We start from the raw sequence: 25882 nt of genomic DNA on the forward strand, positions 1-25882 counted from the left end.
GGTGCGGCCTGAAGTCGTCTCAGGCCTTGAAGCAGCGTTGCACCCGGCACAGATCTCTGCGTCACCATAGCCCGCCAACTTTGGGCCTGCTTTGAGCCTTCCTCAGCCGGGCTGACGCGCAAGAATCCGCCTCACGCAGGCAATCACCCGCCCATCTGCGCACCTTGAGGTGTCAGCTCCCGCGCATCGGCCCAGCAGGCATGGGTGCCGCTGCTGATGCGGTGGGGCAAGATGATGCGTGCGACAGGTCCGGCGTCGATGTGTCGCGCATCCAGAACCACGCACTCTGATTGATCCGTCTTCATATCGGTCACAAAACTCACCACATAACCATCGTCTTCCCCTTGAGCGTCATGACAAGGTGCCATGGGGGACTCGCTGCCGTAGCGATCCTCCCCGAACAGGTAAGTTTGTGATTGCCCCGTGGTGTGGTCAAAGCGCAAGATGCCGTCGAACAGGAAGGAGCCGGGGTGCGCGATCATGTTGTAGGCATAACGATAAGGTTTGCCCCAATAGGAGGCATTGATCATGCCGAATTCCAGATGTTGCTCGTCCAGGCGCCGCTCTGAGGTCTTGCCTGTGCGCAAGTTCAAACGCCACTCATACAGCGTGGGGCCATAGCGCTCAGGCCCCAGCGTGTTGCCCGAGTTGTCATAGCCCGCTTTGGGCATGGGTGTTTTTTGGTGATAGCCATGCAACACGATGTCATTACCCTCCTCCCACGCGTTGAGCCAATGCAGCACATAGGTTGGACTGGCCTCAAACCAGCGGATGCCGGTTTGCGCTGTTCCGCGTCTGGGCACCACAGCAAAGCGTGAAGGCTGTTGCTCAAAATAACGCAGCTTGTGCTTGCCCTCAGGCAGCAGGGCTTCATCCCAGTGCAAAGGGAAATCGTTCAGGATGGCAAAGTGCTCGGTGAACACCATGTCGTGGGGCAAGCGAGGACCGGGCAAGGGCACGGGCACGTAGTGAACCAGGCGATTGTGCGAGTCCACTTCGCCGTAATGCATGTAGGGTGCATGCTTGCTGTAGTTGAAGAACAGCAAATCCCCCGTGCGCGGGCAGACCTTGGGGTGGGCTGAAATACCGCCATCTGGCAACACCTGTTGGCCCCAGTCATCCACGCCGATGAAATCCAGTGTCCGGGCATCAAGCCGATATGGTTCGCCGCATTGGTAAAAGGTCGTCAGTGCCATGCCTGCATGCACGATCACATCGGTGGCCGAACTGTCGCGCAGGCCACCCCGAGCCCCCCAGCCTAGACGCAAAGCCAGCGAAGGCTTGTCGATCAGTCCGGCATACAGGGCTTGCCCGGCGGCCTGCTCTTGCATGAAGGCCTTGGTTCTGATGAAGCGGTTTCTGTATTCGCAGCGGCCATTGTCAAATCGCATCATGTGCAACATGCCGTCGCCGTCAAACAAGTGGTAAGTGCCCAAGGGCTGATGCACCGGATTTTGGGTGTTGCGCAAATACACGCCATTCAGGCGCTTGGGCACTTCGCCAATGACTTGCAAATCGGTGGCATTCCACTCCTGATAGTTGGGCGTGAAGGGCCCGGTCATCAATGGGTGCGTGCCCGGCATCAAAGTGGGGCGGGTTTGCGAGATGAGTTCAGCGTGCATGGGAGGCGCTCTCTGGAATGACCGGGCCGATCTATTCGCTGGCCTTGAAACCCGAAATTTTGACCGCCTCTTGCCAGCGTTTGGCGTCGTTGCGGGTGAAGGCCTGAAACTCAGCAGAGCTGAAAGACAAGGGCTCGAAGTCAATGGCACGCCACTTGTCGATGATGCTTTGTGACTTGAGAATTTTGGAAAATTCGGCCTGCAATTTGCTGATCACAGCATCGGGCGTGCCTGCGGGGGCTGACAGCCCAGACCAGATGTAGATCTCGAGATCAGGAAAGCCTTGCTCTGTGAAGGTGGCCACTTGGGGCAGCAAGGGTGAGCGTTGCGGACTGGACACGGCCAGCACTTTGATTTTTCCGGATTCGACGTGGGACTTGACTGCCATGAGCGGCAAGAAGGCCGCATGGACTTGGCCACCCACTAAATTTTGTACGGCTGGCGGGGTGCCATTGAAGGGCACATGAACCATGTTCAGCCCTGAACGCTGGTTCATGATCACGCCTGCAAAGTGGGATGAATTGCCGGCCGTGAACGATGCATAAGACACACTGCCGCTTTGCGATTTGGCCCAGGCCACGAATTCCTTGACGTTGTTGGCCGGCACATTGGCCGCATTCACCGCCAAAACCAGTGAAGCGCCCAAAAATCCGGTGATCGGTTTGTAGCTTTTTTCAGGGTCGTAAGGCAACTTGGCAAAGGTATAGGGGTTGATGGTCATCATGCTGGTGTTGGACAACAGCAATGTGTAGCCATCGGGTGCGGCTTGCATGACGCTTTGCGCCGCGATGATGCCCGAGCCACCGGGCTTGTTGTCCACCACGATGGGCTGACCCGTGTTCTTCTTGAACTCCTCGGCCACCTGTCGCAAGGCGTTGTCCAGGGTGTTGCCTGGGGCAAAAGGCACGACCACGCGCACAGGACGGTCGGGAAAGTTTTGTGCTTGTGCCGTGGCCATGCCCAATAGCAAGGCAGCCAGCATGGCAAAGCAGGACAGGGTTTTTTTCATAGGACGCTCGCTGGATCAAGGGTTGATTTCAAGGGTGCAGGGACGACAGGACTGTGGCCACGGCCTGCGCTTGCTGAACAGGCAGCATGTGGCCACTGTTTGGAACGATATGCATCTGGGCATGCGGCAGGCATTGCGCCAACTCATGGGTCAATGCGGGCGGTGTCACTCGGTCATGCGCGCCGCACAAAAGCGCCATGGGCAATGTCAGTCGGGACAGCGCTTGGCGGTGATCACTGCGCCCCATGATGGCGCGTGTCTGGCGCAAACCCGTTTCGCACCCGACGGCCAATATCATTTGCCGCACGCGCTCTTGAACAGCTTCAGTCGCCTCGTGGCATCCGAATTTGACAATCCCCTCCACCACCTTGGGGAAATTGGCCTGCATGGCCCCCATGGTTTTTTCACGCCCAAGCCGACCTTCATCGGTCTCAGGCAAAGGCGAGGTGGACAACAGCGCCGCCGCGGCCAAAGTTCTTTGTGGATGGGCCAACATCTCGATGGCCACATAGCCGCCCAAAGAAAATCCAGCCAACAGCACAGGCGTTTGTGCAGGCACATCGGCCAGCTGCGCCCAGGCATCACGGGCCATGGCGGCGATGCTGTCCTGAGTCTGTACATCGGCGATGCGCACCTCCCAATCCCTGGGCAGCAGGGGCACCACATCGGCCCACACACTGGCATCGTTGAGCATGCCCGGAATCAGCAACATGACCGGGCTCATGCGACACCTCCTGCCACTGAAGCGGACTCAACAGGTTCAGCGGCAAAACGCTCACGCAATTGCCGTTTGAGAATTTTCCCCACCGGGTTGCGCGGCAGTTCATCGAGCAAGATCAGTCTTTCGGGCCATTTGAAGGCGGCGACTTCCTGAATGTTCTTCAAATAATCCACCAGGTTCTGCAGGGTAAGGTCCTGACCCGCTTGAGAGACGACCACAGCGCACACCCGCTCGCCCATGACGGGATCGGGCAGTCCAATCACGGCAGCATCACGCACCTGGGGATGACTCAGCAGCAGGCCCTCAATCTCCTCAGAGGAAATGTTCATGCCCCCACGAATGACGATGTCCTTGTGCCGTCCGGCAAAGCGGTAGAACTGCGAAGCAACGCCTGCGATTTCAAACAAATCACCGGTTCGGTAAAACCCTTGCGCATCAAAGGCGCGCTCGGTCAATTCGGGTGCTTTGTAATAGCCACTGAATATCGTGGGTCCTTTGAAGCGCAACTCGCCAATGCGGCCCGTTTCGTGGATGTCTTCCCCCGTGTCGATGTCCACCAGCCGTGTCTGGATTTTTTGGGCGACCGCCATTTTCCAGGTGAAGCCTGGCACCCCCATGCGCGGAAAGTACAAAGCGCGCTGCTTGCTTTCGGGCATGTCCAGGGGCGACGAGCTCAAAGCTGCACCTTCGTTGGAGCCAAAATAATTCACCACTTCGATGTCGAAGCGGTTTTTCATCTCCTCCATCATCCACTCGGACAATGGCCCCCCTCCGGAGCCCACACTTTTGAGGCGGCTGAGGTCAACGCCCGCCATTTTTTCGGGTTGTTTGAGCAGCAAATTCAGCACCGCAGGCGCTGCCACGCTGTAATCCATGGGGTGTGCACGCAACTGGCCCACGAACACATCCAGATCAAAGGGGTGGTGGTGGTGCAAGGTGCCGCCCACAAGCAACCAGGCCGCCAGGCTCGATGAAACCCCCGCCATGTTCACAAAGGGAAAAGGGATCAACAACTGAGCGCCCCACTGCAGCTGCCCCGCCTGGCTGACGGATTGGCCTGCGATCAACCACTCGTTGTGGTTGCGTGGCACCCCTTTGGAGCGCGCCTCGGTGCCTGAAGTCCAGCAAATGGTGAGCACATCGTGCGCCGTCACGCCCTCGTCCTGCATGTGCTGTCGCAACTGGCTGGCAGACCATGGCAAGGTGCTGTCCAGCCATTGATTCAGGGACATGACCCCTGGTGGCAAGTCATGGCCCAGCGACCAAATTTGCTGCAAGCCTTCAAAGAGGTGGGCATGCGCCGCCCATTGCTGTGCAGCAAGGTAATTGCCCACCCGCTCGGTCGTGATGCCCAGCTTGGCTTGCGTGGTGGCAAAAACATGTGTGAGTTCATGCGCACGGTATTGCACTGGCACGGGCGATACCACCACGCCGGTGATGGCACACGCCAGGTAGATGGCATGCATTTCCACGCAGTTGGGCAATTGCATGACGATCACATCGTCCTTGCGCAAACCCTGGGCATGAAACAGTGCACTGTATCGGCCGACCTGCTGCAGCAATTGCCCCCAAGTCCAACTCAAGGGCGCGACGCCGCAGATGTCTTGGCGATTGGGCGGGTCCACGACGGCCATGGCTTGTAACTGCTGTTCAGCCGTTTTGATGAACAGCTCGCCCATGGTTTCTTCAGACCACCAGCCCTGTTCGACATAGGTTTTTATTTTTTCGGGGGCTACCAGAATCATTTTTACTTCCAGCGATCGAGCGTGTTCTGGCTGACAAACGTGGCGTGAAAGCCATGGGGCATGCGCCGAGGCAAGAGAATGCGGGCCACCGGCCCTTCGGCCATGCGCGCGCCCTTGCAATCGAACACCTGGATTTCAGAGCGTTGCTCGTCTGGATTCCAGACCGGGACCACCAGATACCCGTCGTCCTCGGATTGCGCGTGATCACGCGGCGCAAAGCCGGGCTCGTTGTAGAAATACTTAGGCCCCGCGCTGTAGGCCAAATACCCGCCCGTGCTCAGGTCGTACTTGACCAAGCCCGGAAATCGCGGCTCTTCCTTGCCCCCCTGGGGAAAGATGATGTTGTAGGAGTAGCGGTTTTTGCGTCCTTGGTAAAGACTGTTGATGACCGGAAACTCGGTGTTGAGCACATCGTCAATCACGCGCTCATGCGTTTCGCCCGTGGCCAGGTTGAAGCGCCATTCGTACAGCATGAAATCACGCTGGCGCAGATGGATGGTTTTTTCCAGTCGCTGGGCATCGGGCTGACCTTGCGCATCTTCATGCAGCCGGTACGGTGTGCCCACCATGACCACCTCATCGCCTTCCTCCCAGGCATTGACCACATGCAACATGTAGGTGGGCTTGGCTTGGAACCAGCGAATGTCATCGGGCTTGCCATAGCGAGGCAGCACGCCAAAACGGGAGGGTTGGTCTGCATAAAACCGCACCTTGTAGCGACCGGCCTTGAGTGCTTCGGGGTCAGGTCGCAGCGGAAAATCATGCAAGATGGTGTAGTGCTCCGTGATCGCCATGTCGTGCGGCAAACTGGGGCGTGGCAGGTCCACATCAATTTTGTGCTTGACCTGGCGGTCCGGGCCGACCACACCGTATTGCATGTAGGGAGCCTTCAGGCTGTAGTCAAAAAACAGCAGTTCGCCGGTGTGCTCGTCGGGCCGGGAATGGGCCGAGATGCGACGGATGCTGCCATCAAAGTCTGAGGGGCCCAGGGTGTCGAGGGTGTCAGGATCAACTGCATAAGGCATGCCCGATCGGTACCACATGCTGATCAAACGACCCGCGTGGTACTTCACGTCGGTGTTGGCAGTGTTCTTCAAAGGCTCATCGGGACGGTCGGTGCGCCAAGGCTCCTTGAGCCCCTTCCACAGCGCTTGTCCTGCCGCTTGCTCTTCTTGCAAGGCCGATGTTTTGACCCAGCGATTGCGGTAAGTCACCTGGCCCTTGTCGAAACGCACCGCATGCAACATGCCATCACCGTCATAGGCGTGATACCGCCACTCGGGTGGGTAGTAAGCATTGGGTCCATTGCGCACATACAAGCCATTGAGGTCGCTGGGCACCTGCCCAATGACGGTCATGTCTTCAAACACATCCTCTTGATGAACGGGCGCATTGTTGCCGTCCAATGCAGGGATCTCATGGCGGGGTAAATCGTTGAGTTGCATGCGTTGTCTCCTGTGGCCCGTCACTCTTGGGTGATGGCATTTTTTACACGAGTTCCAGTCTAGTGAGTGCCCATTCTTGATTCAGGTTAAATTTCGATATATTGAACAACATTCCAATATGCCAAAACCTGACCCCAGCCCCAACCGTGCGCCCGCCAGCCTTCAGGAGTACGCCGGGGACAAGCAATTTGCCACCACCTTGGCGCGCGGCATGGAACTGCTGCGCTGCTTCACCCCCGAACAACCTGTGCTGGGCAACAAGGACTTGTCCCAAAAATTGAAGTTGCCTGCGGCCACGATCTCCCGATTGACCTACACCCTGATGTGCATGGGCTACCTGATGCCCACCGAGCATTACGGCAAGTACCAATTGGGCTCGGCCGTGATTTCTTTGGGCAATCCCTTGCTGGCGCAATTCACCTTGCGCAGACAAGCCCGACCCTTGATGTTGGAGTTGGCCGAGGCCACAGGTGGCTCCATCTCCATCGGCATCCGCGACCGCCTGACCATCGTCTACATCGAAGCCGTGCGGTCTTTCGACAAAAGGATTTATCCCCTGGAAGTCGGCACCAGCCACTCGATGGCGGGCACAGCCATCGGCCGGGCGTACCTGATGTCTTGCCGCCCCCCTGAGCGTGAAGCCTTGCTCAACCAGATTCAGGTCAAAACGCCTCAGGATTGGCAACGATTTGGACCCAAGCTCACGGAGAATTTGTTGCAGTACCCCAAGTACGGATGCTGCGTGTCGGTCGGAGAGGTCTTCCCCGATGTTCAGGCTGTCGCAGTCCCCTTGGGGCGCATTGACCGGGGAGAGCTTGCCGCCATCAATTGTTCATTTCAAGGGCGGGCCCTGGACGAAGCCTGGCTCCGTGAACGCATTGCCCCCCAATTGCAAGCCTTGGTGAGGCAATTGACCTGAAGTCCACTGGACCTCCCGCGCGCAGCAAAACGCCAAGCGTTTTTCCAAGTCGAGCTGGAACAGTTTTTACAACTCAGCCAGCAAAGCGGCGCCGATCCCCTGACTGTGCGCAGCAGCTATGCATGCGCACTCGTTCTGCCGCAATTCACGCCGTACAGCGGGTCAGGCTTCGCCGTGAACTTCAACGGCGATGGCCGCATAGACATGTTTGGCAGCCCCACCGATGCCATCGGCTCCGTGGCCAATGACTTCAAAGCCTACCAGAAGCGCCCCGGCATGCCCAAGCACTACTTGCTGACCCTGACCCCGGGCCAAATCGACATGGACGCCTTGCTGGCCCCCGACATCCTGCCCACCTTCAGTGTGGCCAGCTTCACCGCCAAAGACGCAGGTCTGGGGGGTGATGCACTGGCGCACACAGGCCCGCTGGCCCTGATTGAGCTGCGCAATGGCATGGATGCCCCCAACTACGTGGCCGGTACCGCAAACTTCTATGGCATCACCCTTATTCAACTGGAGCAGCTACTACGCCATGGCGGTGATGGAGCTGGCAAAGGCGGTGGCGAGGGAGGTCAAAACCGCCCCCTGAGCCCCGCACCAAAGTGAACACCGAGTCGCTTCAGGTGTCAGCCTTTTGTGAGACGCGTCTGAACGGGGTCAGCCGTCAGATAACCCACAGCAGCACCCGCTTTGTCCTTGTAATTGGCCTTGATCAATGGATCCAGCGTGGTTTTGACGATCGAGTGAATCCCACCCCAATCGCCCGCATGCTGGAAGTTGCTCATGATGTAAGTCCACCCGTTGATCTCATCAACAGCGTGCAGCCCCGTAGACTCGCCACCTGCCGGAATCGACATGATGCGGGACAACACCTGGGTATCGATGTTGTATGACCACAAGAAGTTGTTGACGTGTTGGCTGCTGTCCTCACCAATGAAGAGCGTGCGCATTTTTTCTGAAAATTTCAGGTTATCGGGGTTGGCAATTTTTTCCGGGTTGGCGGTGTTACCCAGCGCATCAGCCACCATGTCTTGTCCGGTAAGCAGGGCCTTGATGTCTTTGGGCATCCACACGCTGTTGATGGCGGTGCCAAGGGTGTCGCTCAATCCGCCCTGCAGGTTCAACGCCATCACGGCCCCGGCATTCAGGGCGGTTGGAATCGACACCCCATTACCGGGCGTGTTGTACTTATTGCCTGTCACCATGGATGCGACGCAGTTTTGCAAGGCCGAATAAGCGACCTTGTCCTTGATGTTGACGGTCGTCCCCTCCATTTTGGAAAAGCCCATCGACGCCCCCACCAAAGCAGCATATCGGTGTGTTTCAAGAAAGGCCGCAGCTTTTTCCATCCCAGGGACCAATTTGATCCACTCTGTCTTGCCGTTGGCATTGACTTTGGTGTAACCGGCATCCAGCGGATCCGCGGTCTTCACATCCATGATGTCCGTAGGCTGTAGGGTGTTCGCCAGGCGATGAATTTCAGCGCTGGTGGCTTTACCCAACTTGACCCAAGTCAGTGCAGCAGGCGCAGCCTTGGGGTCCAAGGAGAATCCAGACCCAACCTTGGCGACATACAAGGTGCCCGCAGACAGGTCTTTTTCTGTGTCAGCTACAAACACAAACAGGCCGCTGTTGGTGGCATCGTCGCCCATCAATACCGTGCGCATATCGGGCATCACTTGCACCAACTCGTGAGAAATGCGGCCGAGGCAGTAATGTTTTTTGACAGAGGCTGTGCCATCCACATTGACGGTGACCTCGGGGATATGACCGTAGTGGTACGGATTGGCTTGCGACTCGCTGCCATACAGGTTTTGACTGAAGGCTTTGAACTGCGCATCCGATGCAGCCGTAAATGCGTTGGGCTCGTATTCCTCGCTGGACAGATGCGTGCCCCATGGGGACAGACTGGCTCCACAAGTGATCCACAAACCATGCACCGCTGAGGTGTCCACATTGTGGTACTTGACCAGGGTCAATTTACCGGTCGTTGGATTCTGGTCTAAAGTCAACACGGCAATCGGTGAAGGCAATTTTCCGTACATGCCGGTAGTGCCGTCCTGCGCCATGGAGGTGTATTCAAACTGGACCACAGCAAATACCGTGTTGCCCTTGACACCGCTGACTTTGGCACCAGGCACGGTCAACAAAGTCGTTCCATCGGGGCTGTCCGAAAAATATTGGCGCTCCTTGCCCACAACAGTACTGTCGATGATGGCTTGCCCATAGATGTCGTAATAACCGCCTGCCAGCGTCGTGCCACCCGCACCATCAGGCACGCGATCACCGGTCATGAAAAAGGGTTGGTAAGCAAGCTTGAAGTCTTGCTTGGTGTTGTTGGTGAAGTTCACGGTCATCGTCGAGCCGACTTTGGTCGTGGCCATGTCCGCAGGCAGCGTCAAATTGGGCGCTGCCATGGAGCTGAAACTCACAGAGCGCATCAAAGCATCTGGCGCATTGACCTTACCACCACTGTCACCACCACAACCGGCCACAGGCAGTGCCAAGCCCCCGAGAAGGCTGGCGCCGAAAGTGCCTACTCCGCCTCGTAACAAACTGCGACGACTCATGGCGCCAGTGATCAAAGTCGAAGGCACGACGTCATGCTCAGTGGCGTATTTTTTGTCTGCAGAAAAAATGCGTTGGGTCATAAAACATCCTCAAGTGTTGTTGATAAACAGCTTGTGAAGTTAGAACCGATACATGACACCTTCGTGAAGCGCGAATGACTCTTTCATGACCCATCCGTTCGGCTGCAAGGCCGTCAAACCACCCCACGATCAGCCACCCTGGCAAGCGATCGCCACCACGCACAGAAGCCAATCACCAGCCGCCTTATCGACCACATCCGGTATCAGCAGCAGGGCTGGCTCTTACAAAAGCCACTGCCCTTTTGCGGCTAAACATTGAGCCCCCATCAAGCCCCGTGCGCCTTGAGCGCTTTGCCCACTTCGAGCACGCCTTGTTCTGAACCCGAGCGGGGCACGATTTCGCCTTGGGTGTCGTGCAGCTGGCTCAGGGCCTGGGCCAGGCGTTCGGGGGTGTCGGGGCCGGTGCCCAGATGCACGCCTTGGGTCAGGGTGATGTGGGCCACCTCGAAGCTGCCCGCGCCTGCGCAAATGATGGTGCGGTTGGGGGCGTCCTCGCTGGCCATGACCAGCATGGCGGGCACTACGGCGCTGGGCTCCAGGGCCTTCAAGACTTGCTCGGGCATCAGGCCTTCGGTCATGCGTGTGGCGGCCGTGGGCGCCAGTGCGTTGACGCGGATGTTGTGCTTCTCACCTTCAATCGACAGGGTCTGCATCAGACCCGCCAGCGCCATCTTGGCCGCGCCGTAATTGGACTGGCCGAAATTGCCGTACAGGCCACTGGACGAGGTGGTCATCACCACGCGGCCATAGTTTTGCGCCTGCATGATGGGCCAAACGGCCTTGGTGCAATGCACCGCGCCCATGACGTGCACGTCCATCACCAGTTTGAAATCGGCCAACTCCATCTTGGCGAAACTCTTGTCGCGCAAGATGCCTGCGTTGTTGACCAGAATGTCCACCCGGCCCCAAGTGTCCATGGCCTGCTGCACCATTTTTTGCACGGCGTCGTCATCGGTGACCGAAGCACCGTTGACGATGGCCTCACCGCCAGCGGCGCGGATTTCATCGACCACGGCTTGCGCTGCAGACACCGAGCCCCCCACGCCATGCACATCTGCGCCCAGGTCGTTGACCACCACCTTGGCCCCACGGGCTGCCAGGGCCAGCGCATGCTGTTTGCCCAAACCGCCTCCTGCGCCAGTGACAATCGCGACGCGGCCTTTGAAATCGATGCTCATGTTTTTCCTTCAGTTTTGGGTGTGAATGGGTGACAGGGCGGCGTGACGCCATCTGCTAATCTGGCAATTCATTGAACAGCCTTGTGCCTTACTTTAAAACAGCCGGTCCGCCTGCTGTGTTACCCGATTGACATCCTCATGGAACTGAACACCGAAACCATCACCACCCCGCCCATGGACTCCGCCTCAGTGATCTTGCTGCGGGATCACGCCGAAGGCATGCAGGTGCTGCTGCTCAGGCGCCATCAGGCGTCCAATGTACTGGGTGGGGCGCATGTGTTTCCCGGTGGCAAACTCGACGCGGCCGACCACAGCCCTTTGATGCTGGCGCGGCTGAGCCAAGATGCCGACACTTTGCAACAGCGCCTGGCTGAACCCGCGCTGCCTGCAGAGCGCGCCGCCGCCTTGTTTGTCGCGGCCATTCGCGAAGCCTTTGAAGAGTGTCGCGTGCTGCTCGGTCAATCTGACAGCGAAACACCCGACCTGCAAGCCCTGCAAAACGCCTTGGCCGAGGGACAAAGCTGGTCCGAAGCCTTTCAGCACCTGTCGCTGCAACTGCGCACCGACGCCTTGGTGCCATGGACGCGCTGGATCACGCCCCGGCAGGCATCAGTGACCAACAAGCGCTTTGACACCCGTTTTTTCATCACCCGCGTGCCCGACGGCCAAACCGCCGCCCACGACAACCACGAAACCACAGAAACCTTGTGGATTACCCCTCGCCAGGCGCTGATCCGTTATTGGGACCGTCAGATTGAGCTGGCGCCGCCCCAAATCATGAGCTTGGTACAGCTGGCCCGGCACGCGCACAGCGACAGCGCTCTGGCCGAAGCCCAGAGCCGTCGCCCCCCCGTGATTGAGCCCGAACCCTTTGATCAGGACGGTATTCGAACCATCTGCTACCCGGGTGATCCGCGCCATTCGGTGACACAAGCGGCCTTTCCTGGCCCCAGCCGATTGATGTTCAAAAACAAGCGGTTTGAGCCAGAATTAGGCCTAGCCGCATTGCTTGACTAAAATACGCCCATCAAACGTTTCAAATTGTTACGTTATTCACTGTACAACCTGCATCCTTCCTGTATGAGCCACCCAGCAGATCCGACCTACCTCTCCATTGAACGGGCCATGGAATTCATTGGCGACATCAATGGGGTTTTGTCTCTGCTGAAGACATTGCAACAAACCCTGAGCGAAGAATTGCCTGCGTTGCAAGAATTGTTGAACAAAGACGACGTCAGCGGCGCCAACCGCATCCTGCACCAACTCAAAGGGTTCACCCCCGTGTTTTGCGTGGACAGCCTGGTCGAATGCGTGGTGTGGGTCGAACAGTTGAGCAAACATGGCGACCCCGCAGAGGTTCGCGCCGCATACAGCCAATTGGCTCCACAACTCGAGCAACTGCGCGCCGAAGTTGCGTCCCACCTGGCCAGCCAGTAAACCGTCTTCCCCCTGCTTCTTGGGTCCCACACGTCGGTATTCCGTGGGTCGGTGGTCAAAGACCCCGACAGATGTTGGCTGACGGGCAAGGCACGCAAGTGCGCCTGCGCCAAACGGGCACATGCCGGACTCTTCGAGTGCCGATCTACGGGGTGCTTGTTGGGTTTTGCATGCTGAGCCAAGTCTCGATTTGGGCGGAATCGTGCACCAAGCGCAACTGGTCAAAGGCCTGCTGTGCTTCGGGGTAGACGCGGCGCATGTAGTTGAGCCATTGCTTGAGGCGACCGGCCCGGTGCCTGGGAGCCACGCGCTGGCTGATGCCCACCCAGAACATCCCCATCAAGCCAACGATCTGTGACCAAGCCACAGATTGACCAGGCGCCCAATTGGCTGAAGCCACTACACCATCCACCACACCGCTCAAGGCCGCATCGTGCCGGGCAATGGCCAAAGCCAGGCCCGGGTCAGCCACCATGCCGCGCCCGATCATCAGGCGCTCACAGCCGGTCACCTCGCGGCAGCGCATGGCATCGGCGACGGTCCAGATTTCGCCATTGGCCACAATGGGCAAGCGCACATGCTGGCGCAAATCGGCGATGCGGTCCCAATACGCCGGGGGGCGGTAACCGTGTGCCTTGGTGCGGGCGTGTACCACCAAATCGCTGGCCCCTGCGGCCTCAATGGCTTGGGCGCAGTCTTCGGCCCGACTGTCGTCATTGAAACCCAGCCGCATCTTGGCCGACACCGGAATGTGGGCGGGCACCGCCCGGCGCACCGCAGCAACGATCTGTCCCACCAGCTCGGGCTCGTCCAGCAAAACGGCACCCCCCCGGTGTTGGTTCACCGTCTTGGCCGGGCAGCCAAAATTCAGGTCTATGCCATTCGGGTTCAGCTCTGCCAAGGCGGCAGCGTTGTCGGCCAGGCAGCTCGGGTCAGACCCCAGCAACTGCACCCGCACCGGCACGCCTGCGGGGGTGCGGCTGTTGTTGAGCAGCTCCGGCGCCACGCGAATGAAAGCTTTGCGCGGCAGCACCGTGTTGGTGACACGGATGAACTCGGACACGCACAAATCCACGCCCCCCAGCCGCGTGAGCATGTCGCGCAGCGTGTGATCCAGCAGGCCCTCCATGGGCGCCAGCAAGAGTTTCATGGACTGGCGGGCCGTCTCAAACTCAGCCCAGCTTGCGTTTGAGGCGCACTTCTTCGACCTTCACGCCGCCCAAAGGCACGGTGCGGGCGGTGTTCATCTCGCGTTTGAAACCGGCCAGGTCATGGAACCGCAAGGTTTTTTCATGCAGCAGCGGCAGCCAGACGGTGACCTCGGTGCAGCCTTCGTCTTCCAGCCCTTCACGGGCGGCATCCCACAAGGCCAGGCCCACGCCTTGGCCGATGCGATCGGGGGCGGCATAAATGGCCCAGATTTCACCCGTGGTGTTTTTCGACTTGGGGTCGCGTGAACGGTCAAAACCCACAAAACCCACAATTTCTTGTCCCGCCAAGGCCACGATGACTTGCGGCTCGCCGTATTCAATGGCCTCTTTCCAGAACGACACGCGTTTGGCCATTGGGGTGGCCTCCCAATGGGTGTCGGGCACCTGACCTGCGTAGGCGGCGCGGCAGGCGCTCACATGCAAGGCGGCAACGGCGGGGGCATCTTTTTGGGTGGCAAATCGGACTTGGATATCGGACATGGCTTGAACTTGAATGAAAAAACAGGGCGCCTTCGGTGCTTGCACATCGGGCGCAAAGCCTGCAATTGTCGCCGCTTCGGTTATCTTCCAAGCATGAGGATGTTTTTTTATCGCATGAAATCGAAGGCCTACCGGGCCATGGTCACCACCTGCTGCGGCCTTGGCCTGGCAGCGGCAGCCCAAACCCCCGCACGTTTTGCAGACAACATGGCCGAACGCACCCGGGCGTGCACCGCCTGCCACGGTGATCAAGGCCGCGCAGGCCCCGATGGTTATTACCCCCGCCTGGCGGGCAAACCTGCGGGCTACCTGCACAACCAGCTGCGCAACTTTGCCCAAGGCAGGCGCCATTACGACCTGATGACACGGCTCATCGACCCTTTGAGTGATGACTACCTGGGCGAGATGGCGCGCTATTTCTCCAGCCTGCAACTGCCCTACCCCCGCCCCACCGCGGCCAACACCATTACGGCCGAACGCCTGGCACGCGGCCAGCTGCTGGTCACCCAAGGCGATGCCGCGCGTGGCCTGCCTGCGTGCATCCAGTGCCACGGTGCGCGCCTGACCGGCGTACAGCCCAACGTGCCGGGCCTGTTGGGCTTGCCGCTCGATTACCTGAATGCCCAACTGGGTGCCTGGCAAACCGGCCAGCGCAAGGCGCATGCGCCCGACTGCATGGCCCGGGTCATCCAGCGTGTGCCCAGCGATGATTTGATTGCCATCTCCAGCTGGCTGGCGCGCCAACCCTTGCCTGCCGACACCCACCCTGCAGCACAAGCACCACAGTCGCCGCCTCTGCCCGAGTCCTTGCGTTGCGGCAGCGCGCCCGAACTGGGCCAGACTTCCGCAGGAGCCAAGCCATGAACCGCCGCCTGATTCAGCGCATCGGTCTGGGCCTGCTGGGCACCGCATTGGCCTTGTCGGCCTGGGTGGTCTGGGACAACTGGGGTGACACCTGGCTGGCAGCACCCTCCGCATCTTCCGCATCCACCACGCCCAGCGCCAGCAGCGCGGTCGACCCAGCCCTTGTCGAACGCGGCCAATACCTGGCCCGCGTCGGCAACTGCATGGCCTGCCACACGGCCCGGGGTGGGGCCAGCATGGCAGGCAGCCGACGCATCGACACGCCTTTTGGCAGCGTCTTCAGCAGCAACCTGACGCCTGACATGGCCACAGGACTGGGCAGCTGGAATGCCGATGACTTCTGGCAAGCCCTGCACCATGGCCGGTCCAAAGGTGGGCGCTTGCTCACCCCGGCTTTCCCGTACAACCACACCAGCGTGATCAGCCGTAACGACAGCGATGCCCTGCTGGCCTGGCTCAAAAGCCTGCCGGCGGTCAAGCAGGCGCCGCCCGCCCACACCCTGGTGTGGCCCGTGGGCACCCAAGCGGCGCTGGCCGTGTGGCGCAGCCTGTTTTTCAAGCCCACGCCTTACAAACCCGACCCCGCACACACCGCCGAATGGAACCGGGGCGCCTATCTGGTGCAAGGCCTGGGCCACTGCGCAGCCTGCCACAGCCCCCGCAACCGCCTGGGCGCCAGCGGCCCGGTGGACGACCTGTCGGGCGGCCTCATGCCCGTGGTCAACTGGTATGCGCCCGACCTGACCCGCGATGCCGAAACCGGCCTGGCCAGCACGCCTTTGGCCGACATCGTGCAGCTGCTGCGCACAGGCCATGCCCCACAAGCTCAGACCAGTGGCCCCATGGCCGAAGTGGTGCAACACGGCACCCAGTACATGAGCCCTGCCGACCTGCATGCCATGGCGGTGTACCTGCAATCGCGCAACGCCCCCGGCTCTGCGTCAGCAGCCACCAGCGTTAAAACTTCTGTCAGCCCCCGCGTGGCCGAGCAAGGGCTCAAGGTCTATGACCGCCACTGCGCCCAGTGCCATGGCGAACAAGGCCGCGGGGCCACGACGGGAGCCGGTCAGGTGGCCTATCCTGCCTTGGCAGGCAACCGGGCGGTGCTGCTGCGCGACCCGACCAATCTGGTGCAAATGGTGTTGTACGGGGGGTTTGGCCCCGCCACTGCAGGTCACCCGCAGCCCTTTGGCATGCCGCCTGCCGTGCTGGAGCTGGACGACCGCGACATCGCCGCCGTCTTGACGCACCTGCGCACCCAATGGGGCAACCAGGCCAGCGAAGTCACGCCGCTGCAAGTCAACCGCATCCGCGCTTCACAAGGTTCATAAAACCCCGGCCATCCCCAGGCCCCCCCGTAGGTCGGCACTCGCAGAGTCCGACGTTTGCGGGCTTGGGCGCTGATCCTGATTCAACTGTTGTGGGCTTCACCTGGCTCATGTCGGGGTCTTCGACCACCGACCTACGGAAACCCACAGGCCTCCCCCTGTAGGTCGGCACTCGCAGAGTCCGACGTTTGCGGGCTTGGGCGCTGATCCTGATTCAACTTTTGTGGGCTTCACCTGGCTCATGTCGGGGTCTTCGACCACCGACCTACGGAATCCACAGGCCCCGCCCCGTAGGTCGGCACTCGCAGAGTCCGACGCTGACGAGCTTGGGCGCTGATCCTGATTCAACTTTTGCGGGCTTCACCTGGCTCATGTCGGGGTCTTCGACCACTGACCTGCGAAAACCCACAGGCCCCGCCCCGTAGGTCGGCACTCGCAGAGTCCGACGCTGACGAGCTTGGGCGCTGATCCTGATTCAACTTTTGTGGGCTTCACCTGGCTCATGTCGGGGTCTTCGACCACCGACCTACGGAATCCACAGGCCCCGCCCCGTAGGTCGGCACTCGCAGAGTCCGACGCTGACGAGCTTGGGCGCTGATCCTGATTCAACTTTTGTGGGCTTCACCTGGCTCATGTCGGGGTCTTCGACCACCGACCTGCGAAAACCCACAGGCCTTGCCCTGTAGGTCGGCACTCGCAGAGTCCGACGTTTGCGGGCTTGGGCGCTGATCCTGATTCAACTTTTGTGGGCTTCACCTGGCTCATGTCGGGGTCTTCGACCAGCGACCTGCGAAAACCCACAGGCCCCCCCGTAGGTCGGCACTCGCAGAGTCCGACGTTTGTTCGCCCGGCACAGGCCGCATGTCGAAGCAGATCAGGCCTGCGTTTCGACGCGCCAAATTCCATCTCGGATTTGACGGGCATAGGGGCCGGGAATGTCGGCGCGCCACTCGCCTTGGCGCACGGGGGTGCTGTATTGGCAGACGGTTTGGCCGGTCTGGTCCAGGATGACCCAGGTGACCCGCTGGCCTTCGGGCAGGCTGCTGGTCGCGCCGACACTGGTGGCCGACAAGTTGCAACCCACATGAAACGGCTGCCCCATGTCTTGGGCTTCGTGCGCAGGAAAGTCTTCGGCGCCCAAAAAGCCAAACACCGGATCATGCGACAACAGGCTTTGCCGCACCGTGGGCCAGATGTGCGTGCGTAAAAAATGCTGATCCACCACCCGAGCCCCCAGGTATTGCCCCTGTGCGATGTACGCCACCATCTGCTGCCGCAGGTTTTTGAAAACACCGCCGCAGCCCCCCCACATGCCTGCCAGCAGCAGCTCGGTGTGGCTGAAGTAGTCGCGCATGAGGTGGAAAAAACGGCCACTCTTCACCCAAGCATGCACCGCCGCCGCCTCGCGCTTGGAGATCAGCGAATCGGCATCCCGGATCAGATAACGGTCCACCCCCGGGTCTTCCAGCACGCTGAAACGCCACATCAGACCGCTGAGTTCTTGCTGGTCCTGCGCACTGACCATCAGCACCTGCGCGCCCATGGCCTGCAAAGATGAACGGACCGCCTCGGGCACGGTCTCATCCACATAAAAGCGGCAGGTCCAGTCCGGCAAGAGTTCATGTGCGGCCGCGACATTGAGCTTGGCCGTCTCGCCATAACGCGGGTTGTCGCCAAACAAGCTGAAAGCGATGATTTGGCGGCTGGCATCGGCCGATGCAGCTGGCACCTGGGCGGGCAAGGCACAGGCAGGCTGCCCCTGCGTGCTTTGGTCCTTGAGCTGCAAACTGCGCACACCGTATTCACGCACTTCGTCCAGCCGACCCAAATGTCCGCAGGTTTCAGTCAGGCCATCCCACAAATTCACGTCCTGGGGCGCCAAGGCACTGGCCTGCAGATACAGCGTGCGCGCTTTGTCGTAATCGAGCAGACGCAAATGGCACAAGGCGGCGTCGCCCAGAATTTGAGGGTGTTTGGGAATGATCTGGCGCGCCAGGGCATTGACCTTGAGCGCTTCGGCAAAGTTGCCCTGGTTCGACAAGGCCACAAAGCGCTGCCCCAACTCGGTCAATCGCTTGTTCAGTTGCGCCGCATTTTGGGGGGATCGTTGGCCAGGTCTCATGGTGTGCAGTTGTGGTGTTCAGAGGGCCTTGGACGCGGCCAGGGCAAAGTGTGAGCATAACCAAAAATGCCCCAATTTCCGGTCCGCATATTCGCCGAGAGGTGGCTCCCGCCCAAGCTGGCGCAATTGGCATTCAGCACGCTAAAGCCTGAAATGTTTGCGCCGTTACCCCGTAGGTCGGTGGTCGAAGACCCCGACATGGGCTAGGTGAAGCCTGCAAAAGTTGAATCAGGATCAGCGCCCAAGCCCGCAAACGTCGGACTCTTCGAGTACCGACCTACAGGGCAAGGCCTGTGGGTTTTGGTAGGTCGGTGGTCGAAGACCCCGACATGGGCTAGGTGAAGCCTGCAAAAGTTAAATCAGGATCAGAGCCCAAGCCCGTAAACGTCGGACTCTTCGAGTACCGACCTACAGGGCAAGGCCTGTGGGTTTTCGCAGGTCAGTGGTCGAAGACCCCGACATGGGCCTGCAGAAGCACGCAAAAGTTGAATCAGGATCAGCGCCCAAGCCCGTCAGCGTCGGACTCTTCGAGTGCCGACCTACAGGGCATGGCCTGTGGGTTTTCGCAGGTCAGTGGTCGAAGACCCCGACATGGGCCTGCAGAAGCACGCAAAAGTTGAATCAGGATCAGCGCCCAAGCCCGTCAGCGTCGGACTCTTCGAGTACCGACCTACAGGGCAAGGCCTGTGGGTTTTCGCAGGTCGGTGGTCGAAGACCCCGACATGGACCTATGCCAGAGCCCGCCACATCAGACCTGTTGCTGCCGACCTACAAATCCTTTGACTCTTGAATACTTCACAGGCCCGGATCAATAAATTTCACGGTGGCTGTCTCAATTTTCACAGCTCAATAGCTTGTCGGCAGCTAGGATGCCCGTTGATTTGGACAACTGACAACCTATTCGGAGACTGACCCCATGCCCGTGATCACCAACATCGAAGACTTGCGCGTTTTGGCTGAAAAGCGCGTGCCGCGCATGTTTTATGACTACGCCGACAGCGGCTCGTGGACCGAGGGCACCTACCGCGCCAACGAAACAGACTTCCACAAAATCAAGCTGCGCCAGCGCGTGGCGGTGAACATGGAAAACCGCACCACCGCCACCAAAATGGTTGGCATCGACACCAAAATGCCCGTGTGCATCGCCCCCGTGGGCCTGACCGGCATGCAGCACGCCGACGGTGAAATGCACGCCGCCATGGCCGCCAAAAAATTCGGCATCCCCTTCACCCTGTCGACCATGAGCATCTGCTCGATCGAAGACATCGCTGCGCACACGCAAGCGCCCTTCTGGTTCCAGCTCTACATGATGCGTGACCGCGACGCCATGGTGCGCATGATCGACCGCTGCAAGGCCGCCAACGTGAGCGCCCTGGTGCTCACGCTCGATTTGCAAGTGATCGGTCAGCGCCACAAAGACCTCAAGAACGGCCTGAGCGCCCCCCCCCGCCCCACGATTGCCAACATCATCAACCTGATGACCAAGCCCCGCTGGTGCCTGGGCATGGCCGGCACCAAACGACACAGCTTTGGCAACCTGGTGGGGCATGTGAAATCGGTCACCAACATGAAGTCGCTGGCTTCGTGGACCAACGAGCAGTTTGACCCGACGCTCAACTGGGACGACATCGCCTGGGTCAAAAAGCAATGGGGCGGCAAGCTGATCTTGAAGGGCATCATGGACGTGGAAGACGCCAAACTGGCCGTGGCCAGCGGTGCCGACGCGATTGTGGTCAGCAACCACGGCGGCCGCCAGCTCGACGGCGCCCCCAGCAGCATCGAAGCCTTGCCAGCCATCGTGGCGGCTGTGGGCGACCAAATCGAAGTCTGGATGGATGGCGGCATCCGCTCCGGCCAGGACGTGCTCAAGGCCTGGGCCTTGGGTGCCAAGGGCACCATGATCGGCCGCGCCATGGTCTATGGCCTGGGCGCCATGGGCGAAGAAGGCGTGAGCAAAGCGCTGCAGATCATCCACAAAGAGCTGGACGTGACCATGGCTTTTTGCGGCCACACCAACATCCAGAACGTCAACACCAACATCTTGTTGCCGGGCACTTTTCCCACGGCATAAAAGCAGCGCTGGGGCCTCTCGCTGTGCGTGAGGGGCCTTGGGCTCAAGCTATGCTCCAAGGGTGACCGAATCCGCCCCTTCCTCCTCCCTGACCCGCCGCATTGCCCACCTCGACATGGACGCGTTTTACGCGTCTTGTGAGTTGCTGCGCTACCCGCAGCTCAAGGGCTTGCCGGTGGTCATTGGCGGTGGCCGCCGCAAAGAAGACGACCTGCTGGGCAAGCTGCAAGCGGCTTACCCGGATGGCGAATGGTCCGAAGAGACCTTTGCCGAGCGGCTGGACCGGATTCCGGTGGATTTCTTTCCGCGCATTGAGGGCTACACCGGGCGCGGCGTGATCACCACCGCCACCTATGCGGCGCGGCAATTCGGCATCGGCTCGGCCATGGGCCTGATGAAAGCCGCCAAGCTGTGTCCGCAGGCCCTCTTGTTGCCGGTGGACTTTGAGCGCTACCGGCACTTTTCTCGCACCTTCAAAAGCATCATCCTCGACATCGCTCCCGTCATGCAGGACCGGGGAGTGGACGAGGTTTACATCGACTTCACCGATGTGCCCGGCGGCCAGCGCGAAGGCGGTCGAGTGCTGGCGCGCTTGATTCAGAAAAGCATTTTTGACGCCACAGGCCTGACTTGCTCGATTGGCGTGGCGCCCAACAAACTCATTGCCAAAATGGCCAGCGAGTTCAACAAGCCCAACGGCATCTCGATCGTGCACGAGGCCGACCTGCAAACCCTGATCTGGCCGTTGGCCTGCCGCAAGATCAACGGCGTGGGGCCCAAGGCCGATGAAAAGCTCAAGGGCTTTGGCATCCACACCATCGGCGACCTGGCCGCACGCGAACAGCACTGGCTGATGCAAAACTTTGGCAAAAGCTACGGCGCTTGGCTGCACGAAGCCTCTTGGGGCCGTGACGACCGCCCGCTGGAAACCGAGAGCGAACCCGTCAGCATGAGCCGCGAAACCACCTTTGAGCGCGACCTGCACGCCGTGCGCGACCGCGCCGAGCTGGGTGCGGTCTTCACCCGGCTGTGCGAACAGGTGGCTGCCGATTTGCAGCGCAAAGGCTACGAAGGCAAAACCATCGGCATCAAGCTGCGGTACGACAACTTTCAAGCGGTGACACGGGACCAGTCTTTGCCCGGTTACACCGCCGATGCCAAACAAATCCGGCAAATCGCGGGGCAGTGCCTCAAACGCGTGGACCTGACACGCCGCATTCGGTTGCTGGGCGTGCGGGTGGGAACATTAATTGAAAAGGCTGATTCACCAACTACCCAACAATATCAAGATCAACTTTTTAGCTGAACATGACCCCCCTTCGCTCACAAATTCGAAATACAAAAATATTTATTGTTGCCTGCAACCTTTTCATCTTGGCCTTTGTGTTTGAAAAGGCCTATCATGAATTTATGCTCCATCAATATGGTTTCACCCCAATAGAGCAATTGCCAATTATTGAAGGGATTGTTAGCAAAGCCGATTGGTGTAAAAAATCCAAATACTACTGGACTGGCCCGGTTGAAATAGAAACCATTGATCACCAAATAATAACCCAAATAACCCCTTGCCTTTCAGATTTCATTCCACGCGAAAAAATCAAAGGCATTTCCATAAAAATAATTAAAGAAGAGTGGAACTTCCCCTCACCCAGAAATGAAAAAACCTTGAAAATCATCGCGAACAATATTACCATTCAAGATTACACAAAAGGTAGATCATTAAAAAATTATTATTCTATTTTCGACCTGATAATTTATATTTTATGGCTCTCATTAGGAGCAGGCTTGCAAGTTTTTTATAGGCAATCCAAAAAACAAATAATTAAACACAACCAAATAGTTAACAAAGAAAAGAACAAATTATTATTTTCCATACAACAAAATAAAGATTTTTCAGGCGCCAAAATACTTGAAATAACAAACAACCATGGCATCACAAGGAATGGTGTTTTTGAATTTGAAATCAATATTTATTTCAAAAAAGACGACGGCACGTACTGGCACTCCTATTCCGATCGTCTACGAAAACGAACGTCACAAATACCAGAATCTGTCGGAAAATTCCGGTGGCCATGAATTTTCAAAGCACCTGCCAGCATTAATTTGGTCGATCCAACGAGTTGTTAACGATCAGCAGGCGGTCAAAGCCGTGACAGCAACGGCATTGGCCAGCCGCTACAGTGCCCCAAAAGGAGACAAACCATGAACAAGCTGAACTGTTTTTCCCTGACGACTGAGGGCCACGTTGCCCACCTGGTGATGAACCGCCCCGAGGCGATGAACACCATGCACCCCACCTTCTGGCGCGAGCTGCACGAGGTGCTGACCGACATCCACAAAGCGGGCACCGCCCGGGCGCTGGTGATTTCCAGCACGGGCAAACACTTCAGCGCGGGTATGGACCTGCAGACTTTTGGCAGCGCCATCCAAATGGACGACACCAGCGCCGAAGGCCGCTCGGCTGTGTACGACCTGCTGACCGACATGCAGCACACCTTCACCCTGCTTGAAGAACTGCGCATCCCGGTGATCGCGGCCATTCACGGCGGCTGCATTGGCGGCGCGGTGGACATGGTCACGGCATGCTGCATGCGTTATGCCTCGGCCGACGCGTTCTTTTGCATCCAGGAAATCAACATCGGCATGGTGGCCGACGTGGGCACCCTGCAGCGCCTGCCCAAGCTGCTGCCCATGGCGCTGGTCAAAGAACTGGCCTACACCGGCCGCCGCCTGAGTGCCGACAAAGCGCTGACCCACGGCCTGGTGAACGAAGTGCTGCCCACCCACGAAGCCACCGTGGCCGCCGCCCTGCAAGCCGCCAAAGAAATCGCCAGCAAACCGCCCGTGGCCATCTGGGGCACCAAGCAAGTGCTGCACTACGCCCGCGACCACAGCACCGAAGACAGCCTGCGCCACATGGGCTGGCTGCAAGGCGCGATCTGGAGCAACGCCAACGTGCGCGAGGCGATCAGCGCGTTTCAGCAAAAACGCGAGGCAAACTTCGCGCCACTGCCTGCGCTCAAGGGGTTTCGGGAATTTGGTTGAAGGCTTAGCCAAGCCCCGTGCAAAGAATTGGATTAAACCGGGGCAAACGGGTTGAAGACCTCAAACCCCAGCGCCTGAAAGTCCGCCACATTCCGAGTGGCAACCGTCAGTCCATGCACTTTCGCGGTGGAGGCAATCATGGCGTCTTCATAGAGCGTGTCTGACTTGCGGTGCATTAATTTCGCCCAAGCCGTGAAGGCTGCCGCGTCCATGGGCAAGACGTTGTAAGCGCTCGCCACCAAGGCCAACCAGTCTTCAATTTGCTGGGCCTTGTCGGGGTCCTGTTCCCGTGTCAGCTCGATGCCCGCTTGAATTTCCCCCAGCGTGACCGCCGACACGTAAAGCTGAGCGTCATCCAGCGACTCCAGCCAAGCCACAACGCCCCCATGCGGACGCGGCTTGCGCAACTCAGACACCACATTGGTGTCCAGCAGATAACGCTGCGTCACAGCATCGGCTCCACAGGTCGACGTTTGGCTTGCCCTCGTGGCGGCACGATCAAATCGGTGCGGGCTTGGTCTGAGAGCAGCAGTTGCTTCAGCGAAGGTCGAGCTGCCGACTGCATACGCCGCCACTCCTGCACGGGCACCAACACGGCAGCTTCAGCGCCACGTCGGGTGACCATTTGCGGCCCCTCGACCAGGCACGCATCCAAAAACTCACTGAACCGCGCTTTCGCGTCTTGTACTGGCCATGTGTGCATTTCCGCCCCCTAAACTAGTCAGTCATCTAGTCTGCTCATAATTTCCAACCCTGTCAAGGCAAACAGCGGTTTGCCTTCTTTGGGCACTGGCACACTGGAGCCCAAACAAGACTCAAGCCCATGAAAATCTTCCATAACACCCACCACGCCCAACACGCAGGCCGCCAGGAAATGTTTCGGGGCCGCTTGGTTGATTGCCATGAAGTGCCCGACCGTTTGCGCTATGTGCTGGATGAACTGCAACGCCGCCCTGTGGGGCAGTTGCTGACCCCCGATGCAGCGGCGGATGTGAACGCCGCCATGGCCCGCGTGCATGCGCCGGACTATTTGGCATTTCTGGCTCGGGCGTGGCGCGACTGGGTGGCGCTGGACCCGGCCAATGCGGCGGTGGACGCCCTGCCCTCGGTCTGGCCGCTGGCCGCCCGGCACGGCTTTCGCACCGATGTGCCGCCGCTCAACTTTGCGGCGCGGCTGGGGCAGTACGCGTTTGACTCGGGCACGCCCTTGATGTCAGGCAGCTGGGCCGCAGCGCGCGGGGGTGCTGCTTGCGCCCTGGCTGCCGCGCAAGCGGTGCTGGGTGGCGAGCGCTTTGCCTTGGCCCTGACCCGCCCGCCGGGCCACCATGCGGGGCCCAACTACATGGGCGGCTATTGCTTCATCAACAACGCCGCCGTGGCCGCGCAAGCCCTGCGCGACGGCGGGTTGCAGCGCGTGGCCGTGCTCGATGTGGACTACCACCACGGCAACGGCACACAAACTATCTTTTACGAGCGCAGCGATGTGTTCACCGCGTCCATCCACGGCGATCCGCGCACCGAATACCCCTTCTTTTTGGGCCATGCCGACGAGCGCGGCGCGGGGGCTGGCGAGGGCTTCAACCTCAACCTGCCGCTGCCACGCGGCACCGGGTTTGAAGTCTGGTGGGCAACGCTGCAAACCGCCATGCAGGCGGCGAGCGACTTTGCGCCGCAGGCGCTGGTGGTGCCGCTGGGGCTGGACACGTTTGAGGGCGACCCGATCTCGGGCTTCAAGTTGCGCAGTGCGGATTACGTTGAGTTGGGCCGCGCCATCGCGCAACTGGGGCTGCCCACGGTGTTGACCTTTGAAGGCGGCTACGCCGTCGAAGAGGTGGGGGTGAACACGGTGAATGTTTTGGAAGGCTTGAACAGTTGACGGGCGGGCGTTTTCGTCTCACCACCGCCATGTCGGACTCTTCGAGTGCCGACCTACAAATACAGCGCATCCGTAGGTCAGCGGTCGAAAACCCCGCCGTTGGTCGCAATGGCCGCGATGGGCAATGGGGAAGCGGTGTTCGTAGGTCGGTGGTCGAA

23 protein-coding genes are annotated in these 25882 nt (G+C 59.4%); 11 read left to right on the forward strand and 12 right to left on the reverse strand.

The window, feature by feature from the left end; genetic code table 11:
• Window positions 1–143: 143 nt before the first annotated feature.
• From B9Z51_RS02020 to B9Z51_RS02040, 5 genes are read right to left on the reverse strand one after another with little or no spacing between them, the layout of a single operon-like run.
• Window positions 144–1622: a carotenoid oxygenase family protein gene (locus B9Z51_RS02020; RefSeq protein WP_108371345.1), complete on the reverse strand. Its 1479-nt coding sequence runs from the start codon at window positions 1620–1622 to the stop codon at window positions 144–146.
• A gap of 31 nt (window positions 1623–1653) precedes the next feature.
• A complete protein-coding gene (locus B9Z51_RS02025; RefSeq protein WP_108371347.1) occupies window positions 1654–2631 on the reverse strand; it encodes a tripartite tricarboxylate transporter substrate binding protein in 978 nt (325 codons plus the stop codon).
• Window positions 2632–2659: 28 nt separating this feature from the next.
• On the reverse strand, window positions 2660–3355 hold the full coding sequence (locus B9Z51_RS02030) for an alpha/beta fold hydrolase (protein ID WP_108371349.1): 696 nt from the start codon (window positions 3353–3355) through the stop codon (window positions 2660–2662).
• Window positions 3352–5097 carry a class I adenylate-forming enzyme family protein gene (locus B9Z51_RS02035; RefSeq protein ID WP_108371350.1) on the reverse strand — a complete coding sequence of 582 codons (1746 nt, stop codon included), beginning with the start codon at window positions 5095–5097 and terminating at the stop codon, window positions 3352–3354. Before B9Z51_RS02035 ends, B9Z51_RS02030 begins: the two co-directional genes overlap by 4 nt.
• Window positions 5098–5099: 2 nt before the next feature.
• Window positions 5100–6542, reverse strand: coding sequence for a carotenoid oxygenase family protein (locus B9Z51_RS02040; protein WP_108371352.1), 1443 nt, complete (start codon window positions 6540–6542; stop codon window positions 5100–5102).
• 118 nt (window positions 6543–6660) lie between these two features.
• Between B9Z51_RS02040 and B9Z51_RS02045 the strand changes: the two genes are divergently transcribed.
• Both B9Z51_RS02045 and B9Z51_RS02050 read left to right on the forward strand, forming a co-directional pair.
• The gene (locus B9Z51_RS02045; protein ID WP_108371354.1) at window positions 6661–7461 is read left to right on the forward strand and encodes an IclR family transcriptional regulator; all 801 of its coding nucleotides are present in this window, start codon (window positions 6661–6663) and stop codon (window positions 7459–7461) included.
• Between the two features lie 54 nt (window positions 7462–7515).
• Window positions 7516–8067 (forward strand): lytic murein transglycosylase, encoded by a 552-nt coding sequence (locus B9Z51_RS02050; protein ID WP_233254840.1) that lies wholly within the window; start codon window positions 7516–7518, stop codon window positions 8065–8067.
• A 20-nt stretch (window positions 8068–8087) separates the two neighbouring features.
• Here B9Z51_RS02050 and B9Z51_RS02055 read toward each other — a convergent pair whose 3' ends face one another.
• Window positions 8088–10031, reverse strand: coding sequence for a PhoX family phosphatase (locus B9Z51_RS02055; protein ID WP_108372641.1), 1944 nt, complete (start codon window positions 10029–10031; stop codon window positions 8088–8090).
• 347 nt (window positions 10032–10378) lie between these two features.
• On the reverse strand, window positions 10379–11290 hold the full coding sequence (locus B9Z51_RS02060) for an SDR family NAD(P)-dependent oxidoreductase (protein ID WP_108371356.1): 912 nt from the start codon (window positions 11288–11290) through the stop codon (window positions 10379–10381).
• 138 nt (window positions 11291–11428) lie between these two features.
• Between B9Z51_RS02060 and B9Z51_RS02065 the strand changes: the two genes are divergently transcribed.
• Together B9Z51_RS02065 and B9Z51_RS02070 are read left to right on the forward strand one after the other, a co-directional pair.
• Entirely contained in the window at window positions 11429–12307 is an 879-nt protein-coding gene (locus tag B9Z51_RS02065; protein ID WP_108371358.1) for an NUDIX hydrolase, read from the forward strand.
• 63 nt (window positions 12308–12370) lie between these two features.
• Window positions 12371–12727, forward strand: coding sequence for an Hpt domain-containing protein (locus tag B9Z51_RS02070; protein WP_233254795.1), 357 nt, complete (start codon window positions 12371–12373; stop codon window positions 12725–12727).
• Window positions 12728–12872: 145 nt separating this feature from the next.
• Here B9Z51_RS02070 and B9Z51_RS02075 read toward each other — a convergent pair whose 3' ends face one another.
• Together B9Z51_RS02075 and B9Z51_RS02080 are read right to left on the reverse strand one after the other, a co-directional pair.
• On the reverse strand, window positions 12873–13877 hold the full coding sequence (locus B9Z51_RS02075) for a tRNA-dihydrouridine synthase (RefSeq protein WP_108371362.1): 1005 nt from the start codon (window positions 13875–13877) through the stop codon (window positions 12873–12875).
• Between the two features lie 22 nt (window positions 13878–13899).
• Entirely contained in the window at window positions 13900–14418 is a 519-nt protein-coding gene (locus B9Z51_RS02080; RefSeq protein ID WP_108372643.1) for a GNAT family N-acetyltransferase, read from the reverse strand.
• A gap of 114 nt (window positions 14419–14532) precedes the next feature.
• On the opposite strand from B9Z51_RS02080, the gene B9Z51_RS02085 reads away from it, so the two are divergent.
• Window positions 14533–15282 (forward strand): cytochrome c, encoded by a 750-nt coding sequence (locus tag B9Z51_RS02085; protein ID WP_369958450.1) that lies wholly within the window; start codon window positions 14533–14535, stop codon window positions 15280–15282.
• Window positions 15279–16613, forward strand: coding sequence for a cytochrome c (locus B9Z51_RS02090; protein WP_108371364.1), 1335 nt, complete (start codon window positions 15279–15281; stop codon window positions 16611–16613). Before B9Z51_RS02085 ends, B9Z51_RS02090 begins: the two co-directional genes overlap by 4 nt.
• 871 nt (window positions 16614–17484) lie before the next feature.
• On the opposite strand, the gene B9Z51_RS02095 is transcribed toward B9Z51_RS02090, so the two are convergent.
• Window positions 17485–18732 (reverse strand): tetratricopeptide repeat protein, encoded by a 1248-nt coding sequence (locus B9Z51_RS02095; protein WP_108371365.1) that lies wholly within the window; start codon window positions 18730–18732, stop codon window positions 17485–17487.
• A 916-nt stretch (window positions 18733–19648) separates the two neighbouring features.
• Between B9Z51_RS02095 and B9Z51_RS02100 the strand changes: the two genes are divergently transcribed.
• The 4 genes from B9Z51_RS02100 (at window position 19649) to B9Z51_RS02115 (ending at window position 23848) form a co-directional block, all read left to right on the forward strand.
• The gene (locus B9Z51_RS02100; RefSeq protein WP_108371367.1) at window positions 19649–20803 is read left to right on the forward strand and encodes an alpha-hydroxy acid oxidase; all 1155 of its coding nucleotides are present in this window, start codon (window positions 19649–19651) and stop codon (window positions 20801–20803) included.
• A gap of 115 nt (window positions 20804–20918) precedes the next feature.
• Entirely contained in the window at window positions 20919–22109 is a 1191-nt protein-coding gene (gene dinB, locus B9Z51_RS02105) for a DNA polymerase IV (protein ID WP_108371369.1), read from the forward strand.
• A gap of 2 nt (window positions 22110–22111) precedes the next feature.
• Entirely contained in the window at window positions 22112–22879 is a 768-nt protein-coding gene (locus B9Z51_RS02110; RefSeq protein ID WP_108371370.1) for a hypothetical protein, read from the forward strand.
• Between the two features lie 126 nt (window positions 22880–23005).
• Window positions 23006–23848 (forward strand): enoyl-CoA hydratase-related protein, encoded by an 843-nt coding sequence (locus tag B9Z51_RS02115; protein ID WP_108371372.1) that lies wholly within the window; start codon window positions 23006–23008, stop codon window positions 23846–23848.
• A 32-nt stretch (window positions 23849–23880) separates the two neighbouring features.
• On the opposite strand, the gene B9Z51_RS02120 is transcribed toward B9Z51_RS02115, so the two are convergent.
• Together B9Z51_RS02120 and B9Z51_RS02125 are read right to left on the reverse strand one after the other, a co-directional pair.
• Complete coding sequence (locus B9Z51_RS02120; protein ID WP_108371373.1) at window positions 23881–24297, reverse strand: type II toxin-antitoxin system VapC family toxin; 417 nt, start codon at window positions 24295–24297, stop codon at window positions 23881–23883.
• Window positions 24294–24551: a type II toxin-antitoxin system Phd/YefM family antitoxin gene (locus B9Z51_RS02125; protein WP_108371375.1), complete on the reverse strand. Its 258-nt coding sequence runs from the start codon at window positions 24549–24551 to the stop codon at window positions 24294–24296. The genes B9Z51_RS02120 and B9Z51_RS02125 overlap by 4 nt, the downstream gene beginning before the upstream one ends.
• A gap of 120 nt (window positions 24552–24671) precedes the next feature.
• Here B9Z51_RS02125 and B9Z51_RS02130 point away from each other — a divergent pair, with 120 nt between their 5' ends.
• Complete coding sequence (locus tag B9Z51_RS02130) at window positions 24672–25724, forward strand: histone deacetylase family protein (RefSeq protein WP_108371377.1); 1053 nt, start codon at window positions 24672–24674, stop codon at window positions 25722–25724.
• Window positions 25725–25882 lie beyond the last annotated feature (158 nt).

It is taken from the genome of Limnohabitans sp. T6-5 (assembly GCF_003063315.1).
In the GTDB taxonomy this organism is placed as follows: domain Bacteria; phylum Pseudomonadota; class Gammaproteobacteria; order Burkholderiales; family Burkholderiaceae_C; genus Limnohabitans_A.